The organism is Lactonifactor longoviformis DSM 17459 (assembly GCF_900129135.1).
Lineage (GTDB): Bacteria > Bacillota > Clostridia > Lachnospirales > Lachnospiraceae > Lactonifactor > Lactonifactor longoviformis.
In genome coordinates this window covers 117,984-135,531 of sequence record NZ_FQVI01000002.1, presented here as the reverse complement: position 1 = coordinate 135,531, position 17,548 = coordinate 117,984, and the positions used below count along the sequence as shown (strand labels likewise).

15 protein-coding genes are annotated in these 17,548 nt (G+C 46.6%); 8 read left to right on the top strand and 7 right to left on the bottom strand.

Annotation, left to right across the window (positions count from 1 at the left end; translation table 11 throughout):
- Positions 1-79 precede the first annotated feature (79 nt).
- Positions 80-385, top strand: a complete 306-nt coding sequence (locus BUA56_RS03145; RefSeq protein ID WP_072848930.1) for a YerC/YecD family TrpR-related protein — start codon at positions 80-82, stop codon at positions 383-385.
- A gap of 84 nt (positions 386-469) precedes the next feature.
- Here BUA56_RS03145 and BUA56_RS03140 read toward each other — a convergent pair whose 3' ends face one another.
- From BUA56_RS03140 to BUA56_RS03125, 4 genes are read right to left on the bottom strand one after another with little or no spacing between them, the layout of a single operon-like run.
- A complete protein-coding gene (locus tag BUA56_RS03140) occupies positions 470-1,738 on the bottom strand; it encodes a nickel-dependent putative hexonate epimerase (RefSeq protein WP_072848929.1) in 1,269 nt (422 codons plus the stop codon).
- Positions 1,739-1,748: 10 nt separating this feature from the next.
- Complete coding sequence (locus tag BUA56_RS03135; protein WP_072848927.1) at positions 1,749-3,362, bottom strand: mannitol dehydrogenase family protein; 1,614 nt, start codon at positions 3,360-3,362, stop codon at positions 1,749-1,751.
- Positions 3,363-3,379: 17 nt separating this feature from the next.
- Positions 3,380-4,423 carry a mannonate dehydratase gene (uxuA, locus tag BUA56_RS03130; RefSeq protein ID WP_072848926.1) on the bottom strand — a complete coding sequence of 348 codons (1,044 nt, stop codon included), beginning with the start codon at positions 4,421-4,423 and terminating at the stop codon, positions 3,380-3,382.
- Positions 4,424-4,461: 38 nt separating this feature from the next.
- Complete coding sequence (locus tag BUA56_RS03125; protein WP_072848925.1) at positions 4,462-5,484, bottom strand: zinc-binding alcohol dehydrogenase family protein; 1,023 nt, start codon at positions 5,482-5,484, stop codon at positions 4,462-4,464.
- 430 nt (positions 5,485-5,914) lie between these two features.
- Between BUA56_RS03125 and BUA56_RS03120 the strand changes: the two genes are divergently transcribed.
- The 6 genes from BUA56_RS03120 to BUA56_RS03095 all read left to right on the top strand — a co-directional run bounded on the left by BUA56_RS03120 (position 5,915) and on the right by BUA56_RS03095 (position 13,643).
- On the top strand, positions 5,915-6,613 hold the full coding sequence (locus tag BUA56_RS03120) for a GntR family transcriptional regulator (RefSeq protein ID WP_072848923.1): 699 nt from the start codon (positions 5,915-5,917) through the stop codon (positions 6,611-6,613).
- A gap of 199 nt (positions 6,614-6,812) precedes the next feature.
- On the top strand, positions 6,813-8,201 hold the full coding sequence (locus tag BUA56_RS03115; RefSeq protein WP_084067601.1) for a GntP family permease: 1,389 nt from the start codon (positions 6,813-6,815) through the stop codon (positions 8,199-8,201).
- Positions 8,202-8,295: 94 nt separating this feature from the next.
- Positions 8,296-10,020: a dihydroxy-acid dehydratase gene (gene ilvD, locus BUA56_RS03110; protein ID WP_072848922.1), complete on the top strand. Its 1,725-nt coding sequence runs from the start codon at positions 8,296-8,298 to the stop codon at positions 10,018-10,020.
- A gap of 173 nt (positions 10,021-10,193) precedes the next feature.
- Complete coding sequence (locus tag BUA56_RS03105) at positions 10,194-10,886, top strand: FadR/GntR family transcriptional regulator (RefSeq protein ID WP_072848920.1); 693 nt, start codon at positions 10,194-10,196, stop codon at positions 10,884-10,886.
- Between the two features lie 274 nt (positions 10,887-11,160).
- Positions 11,161-12,876, top strand: coding sequence for a dihydroxy-acid dehydratase (gene ilvD / locus BUA56_RS03100; RefSeq protein WP_341443362.1), 1,716 nt, complete (start codon positions 11,161-11,163; stop codon positions 12,874-12,876).
- A gap of 5 nt (positions 12,877-12,881) precedes the next feature.
- A complete protein-coding gene (locus BUA56_RS03095; protein ID WP_072848918.1) occupies positions 12,882-13,643 on the top strand; it encodes an SDR family oxidoreductase in 762 nt (253 codons plus the stop codon).
- A gap of 101 nt (positions 13,644-13,744) precedes the next feature.
- On the opposite strand, the gene BUA56_RS03090 is transcribed toward BUA56_RS03095, so the two are convergent.
- From BUA56_RS03090 to BUA56_RS03080, 3 genes are all read right to left on the bottom strand, one after another.
- Entirely contained in the window at positions 13,745-14,368 is a 624-nt protein-coding gene (locus tag BUA56_RS03090; RefSeq protein WP_072848916.1) for a DUF47 domain-containing protein, read from the bottom strand.
- Between the two features lie 13 nt (positions 14,369-14,381).
- Complete coding sequence (locus tag BUA56_RS03085; protein ID WP_072848915.1) at positions 14,382-15,434, bottom strand: inorganic phosphate transporter; 1,053 nt, start codon at positions 15,432-15,434, stop codon at positions 14,382-14,384.
- A gap of 184 nt (positions 15,435-15,618) precedes the next feature.
- The gene (locus BUA56_RS03080) at positions 15,619-16,578 is read right to left on the bottom strand and encodes a bifunctional 4-hydroxy-2-oxoglutarate aldolase/2-dehydro-3-deoxy-phosphogluconate aldolase (protein ID WP_072848913.1); all 960 of its coding nucleotides are present in this window, start codon (positions 16,576-16,578) and stop codon (positions 15,619-15,621) included.
- Between the two features lie 199 nt (positions 16,579-16,777).
- On the opposite strand from BUA56_RS03080, the gene BUA56_RS03075 reads away from it, so the two are divergent.
- The gene (locus BUA56_RS03075) at positions 16,778-17,539 is read left to right on the top strand and encodes an IclR family transcriptional regulator (protein ID WP_072848912.1); all 762 of its coding nucleotides are present in this window, start codon (positions 16,778-16,780) and stop codon (positions 17,537-17,539) included.
- Positions 17,540-17,548 lie beyond the last annotated feature (9 nt).

Genomic DNA, 17,548 nt, shown 5'->3' with positions numbered 1-17,548 from the left:
AATTTTAACGTGATAAAATGAAGAAAAGTTGACGTATTATTTCGTTAATGCTTAAAAATATGTGTTGAGGAGAATGACAATGAGTAAGAAGATTCACACAGAGGCAGTAGACTATCTGTTTGAGGCCATTTTAAGTCTGAAGAATAAAGAAGAATGCTATACATTTTTTGAGGATGTGTGTACAGTGAATGAGATTCTTTCTCTGTCCCAGCGCTTTGAAGTTGCCAAGATGCTAAGAGAAAAGAAAACATATCTGGAGATCTCAGAAAAGACAGGAGCTTCCACTGCAACCATCAGCCGTGTAAACCGTTCCCTGAACTATGGGAATGATGGGTATGAGATGGTGTTTGAGCGGATTAATAAAAAGGAGCCTGAAGAAGTATAATATATAAGAACAGGACCCGAAGAGCCGGCATTGGCACGCCGCTCTTCGGGTCCTGTTTCTAGGATTACTGAAAGTCAGAAAGTATCAGTCTACTTTCCATAATCCCAGGGCGGGAGTTTTAACAAAGTAAATTTCCTCTCCATTTTCCAGGATGTTCCATCCTTCTTTCAAGGTGTGAGGATTATAAAGGGCGGCAGCCTCTTCATAGTCTATCCACTCATAGCCCACAGTATTAATATCTTCCTTGGACAGGTTTTCAGGGCGTGTACAGTAGGTGATAGTAAAACGTCCGTCGGAGGAACCCTGAATCAGATGGGCAGCAGCCATGATCCTGTTTTCAAATGCCCCTTCATTGAAAAGCTTCAGGACGTAGTCGCGGCCCTTATATCCATAAGTTCTGGTCATGCGATCCATTTCTTCATTTTCACCAAAAGCTTTTACTCCGGGCGCCAGAATAATGAGTTCCCCTCCGTCGGCAACAGCCATACGGGTACGGTATACGCCCTTATTTCCCACCCAGGTAGTCTTCAGCTCGTAAGGATCCAGATAAGTCACAAGTTTTTTTGCCCGGCGCTCCACATGGCAGATATTCAGCTGTTCGGAGAGCGCTACCGCATGCTCAAAGGGCTTCCGGGAGGGGCCTGCGTAAAGGCCGTTTAAGGTTACCTTATCGTCTTTTAGAGTGGTTACTGTCTGAATGTAAACAAGAGGCAGTTTTCCGTCCAGAAAATGCTGCTGTGCATAGTCAAATACTTTCCGGGCCGGGGAGTCGGCTACGCCCAAAGCTTTTTCCATCCCGCAGATAGCGCTTAACATATGGGATTTATTGATCATCTGGCGTCCGCCCACACCTACAAAGATATTTTTGCTGTAGTTGGCCATCCCGACAACTTCATGGGGCACTACCTGTCCGATGGACAGTATCAGGTCATACCCTCCGTTAATTAATTTTTCGTTGACCTCTACTTCAATATCCGTAGAATACAGACCCTCTGAGATCTCCTCAATCACTTCCCGCGGAACCTGGCCGATGGAGATGGTATCTGTCTGCCAGTGATGTACCAGAAATGCTTCTTCAGGCACTACACCCCCGAACATCTTTTCTTTTTCCTCCGCATCCATGGCCATATGAGTCCCCAGTGCCGGCATAACGTGTACGGTGGCTGCTGGGGACAGCTTTTTATAGAGAACCTGGGTGATCTCCCCGGCATAAGAATAGCAGCGGGTAAAGTCAGGGGGAATAATCAGGACTTTTTTTAAGTCCGGATATTGTTCCAGCAATTGTTCCATGCATTGTTCAACCTCTGACATGGATATGCCGGACGCTTCGTTGGTCATATAAATCTCGTTCATGATATCCTCCTTAGGCGGTATATTTCTTGAGTGTTGCTCTTACGGCACCCGGACCTGCAGCTAATTCAGCAAATAACGCTTCCACGGTTTCTCCAAGGCCGGCCTGATATAAGTCTACGCCAAAGATGGCAGCATTGGAGAGGATGGGCTGGAGTGCTTCATGGAAATCGCCCTTTTCGCCCAGCTTAATATCTTTTACGCATGCCATAGAGCTTTCCAGCAGAGGATCAGAGCTGGGGGCAAATGCATTCCCGTTATCGTCTACAGCAAGCAGATAGCGGCACCAGCCAGCCAGAACCAGAGGAATAAGCTTGAGATCTTTCACATCCAGAGTATCACTGGCCGCATAAGCTTTGATGGTTTCGCCGAAACGAATGCCGAGTTTCTGAGAAGTATCCGTGGCAATCCGCTGAGGGGTATCCGGCATAAAAGGATTCGGTATGCGGACCTGAAGCACTTCGTCGATAAACTCTCTGGGGTTGATGATACCGGGATCGACTACAACCGGAAGTCCTTCCTGATAACCGATGATCTCCACTAATTTCTTCAGTTCTGGATCTTTCATTTCATCTGCGATTAATGTATAGTCCAGGAGACAGCCGTATACGGCCAGTGCAGTGTGAAGAGGATTCAGACAAGTGCAGACTTTCATCTTCTCTACCTTATCTACGGTTTCCTTGTCTGCAAATATAACGCCTGCTTCGTCCAGATTCGGACGGCCGTTGGGGAATGCATTCTCGATCACCAGGTACTGGGGTTCTTCAGAGTTGACAAAAGCTGCAACATAGGTGTTTTTGCTGGTAACAATTGCCTCCACATCATCAAATCCGTCCTTTTTCAGCATTTCTTTTACGCTGTCGTCGGGGCGGGGTGTGATCTTATCAATCATGGACCATGGAAAAGAGATGCATGCGGGATCCTCTGCATAGGCCAGAAACTCCTTGGGAACAAGTCCGTGTTCAGACCAGGCTTTCGCATATGCAATTACCGCATCGTGAAGTCTGGTGCCGTTGTGTGAGCAATTATCCATACTAACCAGGGCAAGGGGAAGTCTGCCGGCAAGATAGCGTTCATAGACCAGCGCAGTCAGTTTTCCGATATAGCTCACAGGCGCCTTGGGACCATTTTCAAAGTCAGCCTTTACCGGGGGGAAGTAGCTTCCGTCAGCGGCAAAAAGATTGTAACCTTTTTCCGTGATTGTAAAGCTTACCATCTGAAGTGTGGGAGCAGTAAAAATTTCTTTTAAACGTGCCCATTCTGCAGCATTAGAAGAATCCACGATGACGGATTCCACGATACTGCCCACGACGGTTTTTTCAATGGTTCCATCCGACTTTAAGGTAACCAGTACGCTTAGATTGTCATTGGGGCGGTACATTTTTTCAATAATCTCATAGTCAAAACCTTCAGCTACAATAATACCGGTATCGGCTTTTCCTGCATTTAACAGGGTCTGCTGAAGGTTAGCAGTAAATGCCCGGAAGATATTGCCGGCGCCGAAGTGAATCCAGGCCGGAGCTTCCTTTGTTTTTGCGGCAACAGCCTCTCTGTCATACTGGGGAAGGGCAAAGCCTGCCTCTTCCCACATATTTTTATTGTTCAATGCTTCCTGTGATAATTTCATGGAATACAAGTCCTTTCTTATTTCCCTAATTTATCAAGAGTTTCCCAGATACCGTTTAGGTAGGTTGCCCCCAGGGCTCTGTCGTATAAGCCGTAGCCCGGTCTGCCGGTTTCTCCCCAGATCATTCTTCCATGATCCGGACGGATATAGCCGTCAAAGCCGTTTTTATGCAGAGAAGCCATAATTCCTACCATATCCAGACTGCCGCAGGCTGAGAAGTGAGCTGCCTCCTCAAAGCCCCCGTCCAGAATTTTTACATTTCTCAGATGCACAAAGTGAACTCTTCCCATTGCGGAATACTTATCTGCCAGATGTACCAGATCATTGGACGGAGATACTCCGAGAGAACCTGTACACAGGGTGAGCCCGTTATATTTGCTGTCCACTAAGGATAACATCCGATCCAGATTCTTCTCACAGGTAATGATTCTGGGCAGACCAAAGATGCTCCAGGGCGGATCATCCTGATGAATGGCCATTTTAACGTCACACTCTTTGGCGGTGGGAATTACAGCCTGTAAGAAGTACTCCAGATTGCTCCACAAATCTTCTTCCGTAATCTTACTATAGTCGTCAAATACTTCCTTCAGGGTCTCTTTTGTATAGCTGGAGTCCCATCCGGGAAGGGATAATTCTCCGGTGAGAGGATCCATCTTTTCAATCTGTTCCGGATAATAGACAAGGGCATTGGAACCATCGGGCAGTTCTCTGTCCAGCTGTGTTCTGGTCCAGTCAAATACGGGCATAAAGTTATAGCAGATAACCTTGATGCCGGCTTTGCCAAGACGGCGGATATTTTCCTTATAATTTGCGATGTACTGATCTCTGGAGGGTTTGCCTAACTTAATATCTTCGTGTACAGGTACACTTTCGATCACTTCAAAGTTCAGGCCGGCAGCCTCTACCTTTGCTTTTAAATCCTGTATACTTTCCTCGCTCCAGACTTCTCCTACGGGGACGTCGTAGATTGCGGTTACGATTGTGCTCATATTAGGGATCTGACGAATCTTTTCTAAAGTTACGGCATCGTCGTCGCCATACCAGCGAAATGACATTTTCATATGCTGATTTCTCCTTTCATAATAGGGGTAGTATGTGATTAATCTTCGAATTTTAATACGATTTTCAGTACATCCTGGGGATGCTCTTTGATCATGGTCAAAGCGTCCATGATATCTTTGTAGTTATATGCCTTAGTCATTAAGTCTTCCGGATGCAGAGAGCCGTCTTCAAAGCCTGCGATGACTTCGTCGAAGCAGTTGTTGTTGAGACGGGAACCTACAATGGTAAGCTCCTTTTTTGTAATATCAGCCATAGTAATCTGAGACGGAGCATCCTTCAGACCGATACATACAATCCGTCCTGCCGGGCAGGCCAGCTGTACGCTCTGTTCAAATGAAGACGGAATGCACACGGTGTCTACAACAACTGGAATTCCTTCGCCGTCTGTGAATTTCAATAACCGGTCCTCCAGATTTTCCTCAGAGACCAGAACTACCTCGTCTGCTCCCATGGACAGGGCTTTGTCCAGGCGCTCCTTAACCAGATCGGTCATGATAACCTCAGCGCCGTTTCGTTTGGCAACCTGCATGGCCGCAATACCGATTGGGCCGGAACCCATGATAAGTACCTTATCACCTTTTGTGACCTGTGCACGGTTGTTAATTTCCACTCCTATAGTGAATGGTTCTACCAGGCCTAAGTAGGATTCATCAAAATCCTTATGGAATTTGTGGACGTTCTGCGCGGGAGCCGAGACGAATTCAGAGAATCCTCCGTCTCTGTGCACACCCATGACTTCCAAGTCACGGCAGACATTATGGCGTCCTATTCTGCAGGCATAGCAGTGTCCGCAGCTTACTACCGGATCCACAGCAACCTTATCGCCTACCTTTACATTCGTAACATCTGCTCCGATTTCTGTGACAATGCCTCCAAATTCGTGGCCGATGAGGCGTGGATAAGTGGCCAGAGAGTTTGTACCGTTATAGATTCCGATATCAGATCCACAGATGCCGCCGGATGTGATGCGTACAATAACATCGTCCGGATTCTGAATCGTTGGCTTTGGTACATCTACAATTTCAACTTTAAATGGCTCAATTACTTTAATTGCTTTCATTTTAAGATCTCCTTGTGAATGAAATAAGGTTTATGTACTGATGATCTCCCTGGCAGTTCCAGGACAGTCAGCACTTTGAATTTAGAAAGGAAACTAATATATTAATTCAAAAGCCTTATTTCGGGATGTTGTGCGAACAAAATTGAAATAAGGTGAAAATGGAATGGAAATGGTGTTTGAAGTAATATATTAGTTTGCCATACTGACACTATAGCAAATATCAAATCAAAGATCAATATTAAAAACTACTAACATATGAATGGCAAAAATGTATATATTTCACAAAGAGGTATGACGTCGTATAATATTCTTTCTTATCCCATAAGTATGGGACCTGATTTGTACTTCTTATTTGTATTGACGGAGCCTCAGGCATATGATACGCTTCCTATCAGAATAAACAACACGGAGACCGGAAAGGAGTGCGGCTATGCCAATTAAAATCGTAGAGAAAAGAGAGAAAGAGAATAACAGAGAATATGCATACCGTTTGCTGCGGCACAATATTATGACACTTCAGCTGCTGCCGGGGACTACACTGAATGAAGGAGAACTGACGGATCTGCTTAGCATTAGCAGAACCCCTATACATGAAGCCATCCTTATGCTGAAAGAGGAATCGCTGGTGGATGTATATCCCCAGAGCGGTTCCAGGGTATCTCTGATCCATATTGATATATTAAAGGAGGGGTATTTTCTGCGTTCCGTGATTGAACCTGAGATTATCCGTCAGCTTGCGGGAAATGTCCCGGGAGAGAAGATGGAGAGCCTGAAGTATAATCTGGACCGGCAAAAGGAGGCTCTTCGCGCAGAGGACAAGATAGATTCTTTTTTTAAACTGGATGATAAGTTCCACCATTTGATCTATTCAGCTGCGGGAAAGGATATCACCTGGTACGCGGTGAAGAAGGTAAGTTCTCATTATGACAGGGTGCGGTATCTGGACGCGATTATGAACCAGACGGATTTGGAAGGCATATTGATGGAACACAAAGATATCGCACATATTCTTCTGCTGGGGATGACTGCTGACTTTGATCTGAAGCATTTTTATGACAGGCATTTGGGAACCTACCGAAAACATTTTCAGGAGATTTTGGAAGAATATCCGGGGTATTTTCACATGTAAAAACTTACCAATGAAATAGTGCACAAAAATTTAATTGAAAATTTATAATATTTCAACATAATTAATGTTCCCTCTTGACGTATGACGTCTGATTTGATATAGTCGGGTTATGGAATGGATGAGATGTCATACGTGTTACCACCTGCCGGAGGGCTTTAGGTGATGACCAAAAGAAAAGGAGAAAAGGGGGAAAACATTTATGTTTTCAGGAGAAATGGTTACAGGGCCTTTGCTGATTGGAATCTTCATTCTTGCAATTGCCGTATTACTCGTATTAATTATTAAGTTTAAGCTGAATGCTTTTGTTGCCTTGCTGGTGACTGCTTTCGGTACCGGTGTATTAGTAAATATGCCATTGGCAGATGTGGCACAGACTGTTACGGATGGATTCGGGGGAACCCTGGGCGGCATCGGTATGGTTACCGGTCTTGGTGTTATGCTGGGTAAATTCATGTTTGAATCCGGCGGTATTGAGTCTATCTCTAACAAGATTTTGGGTGCATTCGGAGAGAAGAAATCTCCTATCGCAGTTGCATTATCCGGATTTATCACAGGTATTCCGGTATTCGGCGATGTTGTTTATATTATGTTTGCTCCTATGCTGCGTGTACTTTCTAAAAAGACAAAGATTTCAATGGTAAACTTTGCCTGTGCAATCTCTGTTGCAACTACCTGTACCTTTGCGCTTGTACTGCCAACAGCACCTCCTCTTGCGGTTGCTGAGGAGTTGGGAATTGAAATCGGTATCTTTTTCTTTTATGCTCTTATCTCAGCGTTTGTCGGTATGCTGGTGGGCGGAATTGTATACGGCTCTTTCCTGAACAAGCAGGATCATAAGAACAACCATTTTTATACTTTTGAGGATCTGGACCAGGAAGAGGCACAGATGGCAAAAGGTGACAGCAAAGATAAAATGGGAGCAGGGAAAGCATTGTCAATTCTGTTAGTTCCTATTGTCCTGATTCTGTTGGGAAGCTTTGTTCCCCTGGCAGTTGGCAAGGAAGCAGCAATTGTTCCATTTGTTACATTTATCGGCAATAAAAACTTTGCTATGATGGTAGGTGTTATCTACGCAGCAGTTATTTCCAGAAAATACATTAAGAAAACTGCAACTGATATTATGACGGAGGCTGCTGACCAGGTAGGGTTAATTCTGCTAATCACCGGTGCCGGCGGAGCTTTCGGCAAGGTCCTTCAGGCAACAGGTATTGCAGATTATGTGGCAGGAACTTTATCCAGCTTCAGTATTCCAATCTTAATCCTTTGCTTCCTGATTGCACAGATCATCCGTTGCGCACAGGGTTCCACAACTGTTGCACTTATGACAACTGCTGCAATTATGTCCAGCACAATTGCAACAAGCGGGGTGTCTCCGATTCTCTGTGCAATTGCAATCTGCGCAGGCGGAATTGGTCTTTCTCTGCCGAACGATTCCGGATTCTGGGCTATCAGCCGTTTCTTCCGTATATCGGTTACGGATACCATCCGCGGATGGAGTATCGGTGGATTTGTAGCGGGCGTGGCCATACTGATCTTCGTATCAATTCTTTCCTTATTCCAGGGATTCCTGCCTGGATTGATGATATAATAGAACAAGGCGATCGCATAGGAAATGCAAGAGGCTGTCATTCCATTATCCGGAGGCAGCCTCTGTTTGCATATAGAAAAAGGAGGTTTTACCAATGAGCAACATACAGCAAAAGAGTGCGCCCCAGCGTCTCTACTGGGCGCAGCTGGATGCCCTGAATATGGGATCCGGATGGGATGAGGAGGATATCACAAAACCCCAGATTCTCCTGGAAGATGTATATGGGGACAGCCATCCGGGGAGTACACATTTATCACAGCTGATGGAACAGGCAAAGTACGGTGTCTTTGAAAGGGGGGGATTTCCCGCGCAGTATCACACCACGGATATCTGTGACGGCTGCGCCCAGGGCCATGATGGAATGAATTATGTACTGGCATCCAGGGAAGCTATCTGTGATATGGTAGAGGTTCATGGATCTGTGTATCCCTGGGATGGAATGATCCTGGCGTCTTCCTGTGACAAGTCCATTCCCGCCCATTTGAAAGCGGCAGCCAGGCTGAATATTCCTACTATATTTATACCGGGAGGCAGTATGAGGCCGGGGCCGAATATGACAACTTCACTGGTGGCGGGGGATATTTCACTTCGCCAGAAACGGGAGGGGGAGATCTCCGATCAGGAAGTAAGGGACTACAAGCTTACGGGGTGTCCTTCCTGCGGAGCCTGTACATTTTTGGGCACCGCAAGTACTATGCAGTGTATGGCGGAGGCCCTTGGCATGGCATTGCCAGGATCTGCAGTGATGCCGGCTACTATGCGGGATATCCAGTCCTATGCCAGAAAGGCCGGCCGGGCGATTATGGGTCTGGTGGAAAAGGATATAAAGCCCGGAGATATTATGACAGAGGCAGCCTTTCGGAATGCAGTCATTATCCACAGTGCTATCGGAGGCTCCACTAACGCAACCCTTCATCTTCCGTCCATTGCACGTGAGATGAGTCTGGAACTCTCTCCGGACCTCTTTGACGAGATCAACCACAGGGTACCCCATCTGGGGAATATTACCCCCTCAGGGCAGCATCTCACTGAAGCTTTCTGGTTCGCCGGCGGCATACCAATGGTGCAGTGGTACCTGAAGGATATGCTGGATCTGGATGTTATGACCGTCACCGGAAAACCCCTGGGAGAGAATCTGGAAATGTTGGCGAAGGAAAATTTCTTTGAGAGAAACCTGGGTTATCTGTCTAATTACGGCCTCACCAGAGATGAGGTGATCTTTCCGGTGGAGAAGGCCGAGGAAAAAGGGTCTATCGCGATTTTAAAAGGTAATCTTGCGCCGGAGGGCTCTGTGGTCAAATATTCAGCCTGTGTAAAGGAACTGCGGATCCACAAGGGGACAGCCCGGGTTTACAACAGAGAAGAGGATGCTTACCAGGCTGTGGTTGACGGGAAAATCAATCCCGGGGATGTTGTAGTCATCCGATATGAAGGACCAAGAGGCACCGGGATGCCGGAGATGCTGATGACCACAGAGGCCATTGTATGCGACGAGCGGCTAAACGGAACGGTATCACTGGTGACCGACGGAAGATTTTCAGGGGCCACCAGGGGCGCCGCCATTGGCCATGTATCTCCGGAAGCTGCCTGCGGAGGCCCTTTGGCTTTCATCGAGACCGGAGACATCATCTCTTACAATATTCCGGAGCGAACCATTGATGTGGTGGGGATTAACGGAGAAGAGATGTCACCTGCAGAGGTAGGAAAAATATTAGATGAGCGCAGCAAGAGGGGAATTATTCCCAGCCCACGGCGCAGCGGACTGTTTGGCAGATATACAAGCTCGGCTCTTTCTGCTATGAAAGGTGCCGGCTACTAAAGGACCAACAGGAAGAATATTGCAGAAAAATGCCGGATTGCTGTGGATTTCAGAGGAATAACGTGTTAAAATAATCCAATGTACGACAGAGGCCGTACGTCGGACCGGAGTGCATACATATAGAAGTGCCTCTGGGCAGTAATGAAAATGGAATGGTAAATGAGGTATAAGGCATGTTAGAGTCACTGAACAATAACAAAAAGCTGCTGCCTGAACAGGTGTCAGAGCAGATTATCCGGCTGATCACCGACCGGCAGCTAAAAGCAGGCGATAAGCTTCCCAATGAATTCGATATGGCCCAGCAGCTGAGCGTTGGCAGAGGTACTATACGTGAGGCGATTAAAATCCTGGTATCGCGCAATATTGTAGAGATACGAAGAGGATGCGGTACCTTTGTATGTGATCATCCCGGTATGATAGACGATCCGCTGGGCTTCCGATTTATGAAAGATAAGGGAAAACTGGCTCTGGATCTATGCGAGGTACGCATGATCATTGAGCCTGAGATTGCTGCTCTGGCTGCAGAACGGGCAACGGAGGAAGAGATCGAGGAATTAGAAAAAGTAGCAAAAGAAGTAGAAGTATTATGTGAGCAGGAGCTGCAGCATATGGAAAAAGATATAGAATTTCACGGCCTAATTGCCAAGTGCAGCAAAAATACTGTGATGCCTAATATCATACCTGTGATACAGTCAGGAATTTCTATTTTTATCAATATTACAGAGTATTCTCTTACCCAGGAAACCATACGCACACACAGAATGATACTCAACGCAATTAAAAATCATGATCCTCAAGAGGCGAGAGCGGCCATGATTGAACATCTGGAGAGCAACCGGGAAAAGATAAAAACGATAATAGCATAAAAGGGGGACGTGTTCTTTCTAAAAAGAACACGTCCCATTTTCGATCCAAGGTGTCCCAAAATGGAATTGACCTGTCCCCTTTAGTAATATTAAACAAAAAAGAACAGTAAAAACCGACAAAAGAGATAAAATGGAAGAACTTCTTGACCCCCAAGTATAGAAGTGCTACTATAAAAACAGATACGACGTATGACGTCTGTAAAACCCAATTCCAAATCCATTGCAACCGAAAAGTGTAATATAGTTTGTCTGTAAAAGGAGAGTTAAAATGAAAATGAGAAGTCAGGAATTAAGGAAAGCAGCACCGGAGCTAGATCCTCTGCGTCTGGGAACCGGATGGAAATTGGAGGATTTATCAAAGCCTCAGATTATGATTGAGAGTACTTTTGGTGACAGTCACCCGGGAAGCGGTCATCTTCTGGAGTTAGTTGAAGAGGCGAGAGAAGGAGTGGCCGAAGCCGGAGGTTTCGGTGCCAGATATTTTACAACAGATATATGTGACGGTGAGGCTCAGGGGCACGACGGGATTAACTACTCCCTGGCTTCCCGCGATATGATTGCTAACATGATCGAAATCCATGCCAACGCCACTCCCTTTGACGGCGGCGTTTTCATTGCGAGCTGTGATAAAGGGATGCCGGCTCATCTGATGGGAGTGGGAAGAGTCAATATTCCATCTATTGTGGTGACCGGTGGGGTTATGGATGCAGGCCCTGATCTTCTGACACTGGAGCAGATTGGAAAATATAATGCAATGTGCGAGCGCGGTGAGATAACAGAAGAAAAACTTACCTATTATAAGCACCATGCCTGCCCTTCCTGCGGAGCCTGTTCCTTTATGGGGACTGCTTCCACCATGCAGATTATGGCAGAGGCTCTGGGACTTATGCTGCCCGGAAGCGCTCTCATGCCTGCGACAAGCCGGGATCTCAGAACAATGGCCAGGGAAGCAGGCAGACAGGCAGTCTGGCTGGCAGAGCATGATCTGACTCCAGATAAAATTGTTACTATGAAATCCTTTGAAAATGCAATCATGGTACATGCTGCTATCTCGGGTTCCACAAACTCTCTTCTTCATCTTCCAGCCATCGCAAGGGAGTTCGGAATCGAAATTGACGGTGACACCTTTGACCGACTGCACAGAGGTGCACATTATTTATTAAATATCCGCCCTGCAGGAGAATGGCCTGCCCAGTACTTCTATTACGCTGGCGGTGTTCCTACCATTATGGAAGAGATTAAGGATATGCTCCACCTGGATGTTATGACTGTCACAGGCAAAACACTGGGTGAAAATCTGGAAGATCTTAAAAAGAACGGATTCTATGATAAATGCGATGAGTATCTGGCGGCAGCAGGACTGAAACGGGAGGATGTGATCCGTCCCTTTGATAAGCCTTTCGGAACAGACGGAAGTATTGCGATTCTCTACGGAAATCTCTGTCCCGACGGTGCTGTTGTAAAGCACACCGTAGTTCCAAAGGAAATGTTCCGTGCCACTTTAAACGCCCGTCCCTTTGACTGTGAAGAAGACGCCATCCACGCGGTACTTACACATGACATTAAACCAGGGGATGCTGTATTTATCCGCTATGAGGGACCAAAAGGGAGCGGGATGCCGGAAATGTTCTATACCACTGAGGCCATTGCATCGGACGCAGAGTTGGGGGCCTCTATTGCACTGCTCACAGACGGAAGATTTTCAGGCGCATCCAAGGGACCTGCCATCGGTCATATTTCACCGGAAGCGGCAGATGGAGGCCCTATCGCTCTGGTAGAAGAGGGGGATATCATTGAAGTAAATATTCCGGAACGTATCCTTCAGATCGTAGGGATTGCAGGGGAGAGAAAAACACCGGAGGAGATCGATGCTGCGTTAAAAGAGCGAAAAAGTAAGTGGTCTCCCAAACCTTCCAAGTATAAAAAGGGCGTATTAAAAATCTTTTCAGAAAGGGCCGTTTCTCCAATGAAGGGCGGATATATGGAGTAGATACTATGAACGTATTCGATATCAGCGGAAAAAAAGCCATTGTTACCGGAGGTACCAGAGGCCTCGGATACAAAATGGCTGAAGGTTATCTTGAGGCTGGCTGTGAAGTGGCAATTGTGGGAACCTCAGACAGCGTTTATAACACTGCACAGGAATTCAGGGACAGAGGATTCTTATGCCACGGAGTAAAAGGAAATCTGGGCGAACGCCGGGAGGTATACAGAGTGTTTCAGGAATGCGTTGAGCTTCTTGGGGGAGATCTGGATATTCTTCTGACAGCACACGGCATTCAGAGGCGCCACAGCGCGGAAGAATTTCCTGTGGAAGAATGGGATGAAGTGATAAGTGTAAATCTCACATCCATCTTTATCCTTTGCCAGGAGGCAGGCAGGATAATGCTGAAAAAGGGTTATGGAAAAATTATAACTATTGCTTCAATGAACTCCTATTTCGGCGGACAGACGATTCCGGCTTACGCAGCTGCAAAAGGGGGAATCGCACAGCTTACGAAGGCACTTACCAATGACTGGGTGGGCAGAGGGGTAAATGTCAATGCCATTGCTCCGGGTTATATGGCTACAGAGATGAATAAAGCCCTTCTTGATCCGGCGAATCCAAGATATGCTTCCATTTCAGAGAGAATCCCGGCACATAGGTGGGGAACTGGGGAGGACATGAAGGGTACTGCTATTTTCCTGGCTTCTCATGCCAGTGATTATGTGAGCGGGGCGATTATACCTGTGGATGGAGGGTATTTGGGGAAATAGAGATTGCAGAGTGGCAGGGATGGGATTGCTTTTGCCTTTATATGGGAAAGTACAATCCTACCCACCATCCGTTTCCCATATATCTGAACTTTAGATATAAATTAACTATTCTTCAATATCACCCTCTCCACCACAGCTGCCACTCGTTCACACCTGTCGCAGCATTTTTCGAGGCAGTCATACAGGGAAGTCCATGTGAAGGTTTCTGTGGAAGAGGAGGGGCTGACGTATAACCTGTGCATGGCTTCCATATACAGCCGGTCGCCGTTTTCTTCCAGGCGGTTGATTTCGATTATTTTACTTCCTATAACTTTTGATTTGTGAAATACAGAGAATTCTTCCATCATATCCAGCAGAGCTTCACAGCAACTGCATATAAGATCCGCAAACGAAGCGGCATCTTCTCTTAGTCCAGTGATATGGAACATATACAGGCGGAGCATTACATCCTCAATGCAGTCGGTGACATCGTCTATGGTCTCGGACAGTTCCATGATATCCTCTCTGTCAATGGGGGGCAGAAATTCCCGGTGGAGATGCTTCATCATAGTGTGCTTGGCCAAATCGGCGGTATGTTCGATTTGATGCATGGCTTCCATCTGCCGTGGTAAATGTTCCGGATTAAAATTGTCAAAGCATTTCTGAAGCAGAGCAGCAGCTTTGCAGGCATATGTAACATTCTCTATAAACATATTATAATAATTGTTTTCTTTTCTCGACGGCATGGTCATTTCTCCTTTAAAAAATATACATGAATATTTTAGCAATGATAAATCCAATCAGTCCGTAGCCCGGAAAGGTGAGGATCCAGGTCAATATCATCTCTTTTACTATATTCCAGTTCACTGCAGACAGTCGTTTGGCTGCCCCTACCCCCATGATAGCAGTGGTTTTTGTGTGGGTAGTGGATACGGGGATGCCGGTAAGTGAGGAGAGCAGAAGACAGGCAGCACCTGCCAAATCTGCGGCAAATCCCTGATAGGTTTCCAACCGGACCATATCCATCCCTACAGCCTTTATAATACGGTATCCCCCGATGGAAGTGCCTATAGCCATCACCAGGCTGCACAGAATCATGAGCCACAGAGGAATCTGAAAAGCGGTTACAGTATCCTGTCCCTTTGCAAGGAAAATCCCCAGCATGAATACGCCCATAAACTTCTGTCCGTCCTGGGCACCGTGCATAAAGGCCATTGCTGCACCTCCTGCAATCTGGGCCTTACGGAAGAAGGGGGTGGTGCGTTCCCTGTCCTGATTCCTGCAGACTGCCGCTACCATCCTTGCGCTGATCCATCCGGAAAGAAACCCCAGCAATGTAGAAAGCAAAAGTCCGTATAAAACCTTTACCCATTCTGCAGGGTTAATTCCCTGCAGCCCACCGTGGAGTGCGATGGCAGAGCCTGACAGGCCGGCAATGAGGGCATGGCTCTCACTGGTGGGAATCCCGAACCTCCAGGCGGCCGTGGCCCAGGTGACAATGGCAACCAGAGCAGCGCAAAGGGCTGTAAGGGCCTCCTGTGTATTTCCGCCGAAATCTGTCATATGATAGATGGTGGATGCCACACTTGCGTTCACTGCAGTCATGGCAAATACACCCAGAAAGTTACATACGGCTGCCATAAGAATAGCATTTTTGGGGCCCATGGATCTGGTGGATACACAGGTGGCTATGGCATTGGGGGCATCGGTCCATCCGTTTACTAAAACAACAGCAAGTGTAAGCAGAACAGTAATGACCAGCGCGGGACTTTCTGCAAGAAAGCTAAAAAACTCACTCAGTGATATAGTCACAAATATTCCTCCCTTGATCTTGTTCTTTTGTGGTACGTTTTTTAACATATCATAAATTTTTAATTCTGCTTAGTCTTATTTCGGTATTTTAACAGCATCTTAATGGGGAGGAAGCAAGAAAAAGAGATTGCGCCTCAGACAAAAGTCATAGGTGCAATCTCTCCAGGATAGACAGGGACAGCGGCTATTTCTGTACCAGATGAACGGCAAATCCGCCGATTTCCCCGTTCAGGTATATGGCAGTCATGCGGTCCCTCTTATATTTGGCGGAATCCATATTAAAAGTAAATCCCTGGGACTCCAGATAATGCATAGCACGAGCTACAGAATTGGTCCCAATGGCAATGTGGCCGTTAGCGCCCAGATAAGGGCTTTTCATAGCCTCCACAGCGCTGCCCGCGAAAACAGAACTGTTGCCTGTCTTTTTGGCAAAACCAAATAACTTTTCAAAAGAAGATGCCGTGTGATCAGCCTCTTCCTCATTCTGACAGTTGATGCCTACATGCTTTAATTCAAAGCCCAGCATAGTTTCTACCGCTTCCCGGGTCAGACGGCGGATAGCGTCAAAGTCTCCGGCGTCAATGAGATCCCCTTTTACCATCCAGCTTCCGCCGCATGCCAGAATTTTGGGAAAGGCCAGATAGCTGTTCAGATTCTGTGCGCTGATGCCGCCCGTTGGCATGAACATCATATTTGTGTAAGGAGCAGACATAGCTTTAATCATACTTAATCCGCCGCATGCCTCAGCGGGGAAGAATTTTACTACATCAAGGCCAAGGGAGAGGGCCTGTTCCACGTCGCTGGGGGAGGAAGTACCTGGGGTGATGGGAACCCCTTTCTCCTTACAGTGTCTGACAATATCGGGATTCAGGCCGGGGCTTACAATAAAACGGGCGCCTGCAGCTACTGCACGGTCCACCTGCTCAGCAGTCAGTACGGTGCCTGCGCCGATCAGCATATCCGGGAAAGCCTTCGACATAATCCGTATAGACTCTTCGGCAGCATCGGTGCGGAAGGTAACTTCGGCACAGGGAAGGCCTCCTTCGCAGAGGGCTTTTGCCAGAGGAAGGGCGTCTTTTGCGTCTTTCAGAACCACTACAGGAACAATACCAATTTTTTGAATTTGTTCTAATACTTTGTGCATTTTCTTACTCTCCTTTGTTTCATAATATAAAACTAAGTTCCACGATATAATATTTATAGTAGAATTATACTACACAAGGGAGGAATGTCAAGCGGGTGGGAGAAATATTTACTTTCTAATCATAACGTGTTACAATATGTTTCAATCTAAGGAAATACACAAAGCAGCATAGATAAACTGCAAAATCAGGAGATAACATATGGCAGAAGAAAAGAACCCCATCCAGGTAGCGGACCGGCTGTTTCTGGTGATGGAGACATTGGCAGAGACAGGGCCGGCTGGGCTGATTGACTTAAGCAACAGGCTGAACCTTCATAAAAGTACGGTTCACAGGCTCTTAAACTCACTGATCTATATGGGATACGCACGGCAGGATCAGGAGACGGGAAAATACAGTCTTACCTTTAAGATTCTGGAAATATCCAATAAAGTTCTGAACAAGGTAGATGTGCTGGAAATAGCCCGCCCACATCTTAAGAGGCTGATGCAGCAGACCGGTGAGACCGTACATTTTGTCCAGATAGACGGGACAGAGGCGGTGTACATTGATAAAGTAGAATCTCACCAGAATTCTGTGCGGATGGTGTCAAAGGTGGGCAGCCGTATCCCTCTCTACTGTTCCGGCGTAGGGAAGGCTTTGCTGGCAACCATGAAGCCGGAGGCTGTAAAAAAGTTGTGGGAAGCCAGTGATATTCACAGGCTCACTCCTCATACCATTATAGATTACAGCAGATTTCTGAAGGATCTGGAAGAGATAAGAAAAAAGGGCTATGCCCTGGATAATGAGGAAAATGAGGAAGGAGTGCGCTGCATTGCTGCCTGTCTTACTGATTTTAAAGGTAAGGCAAAGTATGCTTTTAGTATCTCTGCCCCGGTGAACCGTATGACCGATGAGAGAATTACAGAGCTTTCCGGTTATGTGCTGGAGATGAAACAGCAGATGACTCAGGAAATGTCATAGAGAAAGAGG

Bases quoted from the DNA above. Each gene is read 5' to 3' on its own strand.
- BUA56_RS03145 (WP_072848930.1), top strand. From the start codon at position 80: ATGAGTAAGAAGATTCACACAGAGGCAGTAGACTATCTGTTTGAGGCC.
- BUA56_RS03140 (WP_072848929.1), bottom strand. From the start codon at position 1,738: ATGAACGAGATTTATATGACCAACGAAGCGTCCGGCATATCCATGTCA.
- BUA56_RS03135 (WP_072848927.1), bottom strand. From the start codon at position 3,362: ATGAAATTATCACAGGAAGCATTGAACAATAAAAATATGTGGGAAGAG.
- uxuA (WP_072848926.1), bottom strand. From the start codon at position 4,423: ATGAAAATGTCATTTCGCTGGTATGGCGACGACGATGCCGTAACTTTA.
- BUA56_RS03125 (WP_072848925.1), bottom strand. From the start codon at position 5,484: ATGAAAGCAATTAAAGTAATTGAGCCATTTAAAGTTGAAATTGTAGAT.
- BUA56_RS03120 (WP_072848923.1), top strand. From the start codon at position 5,915: ATGCCAATTAAAATCGTAGAGAAAAGAGAGAAAGAGAATAACAGAGAA.
- BUA56_RS03115 (WP_084067601.1), top strand. From the start codon at position 6,813: ATGTTTTCAGGAGAAATGGTTACAGGGCCTTTGCTGATTGGAATCTTC.
- ilvD (WP_072848922.1), top strand. From the start codon at position 8,296: ATGAGCAACATACAGCAAAAGAGTGCGCCCCAGCGTCTCTACTGGGCG.
- BUA56_RS03105 (WP_072848920.1), top strand. From the start codon at position 10,194: ATGTTAGAGTCACTGAACAATAACAAAAAGCTGCTGCCTGAACAGGTG.
- ilvD (WP_341443362.1), top strand. From the start codon at position 11,161: ATGAGAAGTCAGGAATTAAGGAAAGCAGCACCGGAGCTAGATCCTCTG.
- BUA56_RS03095 (WP_072848918.1), top strand. From the start codon at position 12,882: ATGAACGTATTCGATATCAGCGGAAAAAAAGCCATTGTTACCGGAGGT.
- BUA56_RS03090 (WP_072848916.1), bottom strand. From the start codon at position 14,368: ATGCCGTCGAGAAAAGAAAACAATTATTATAATATGTTTATAGAGAAT.
- BUA56_RS03080 (WP_072848913.1), bottom strand. From the start codon at position 16,578: ATGCACAAAGTATTAGAACAAATTCAAAAAATTGGTATTGTTCCTGTA.
- BUA56_RS03075 (WP_072848912.1), top strand. From the start codon at position 16,778: ATGGCAGAAGAAAAGAACCCCATCCAGGTAGCGGACCGGCTGTTTCTG.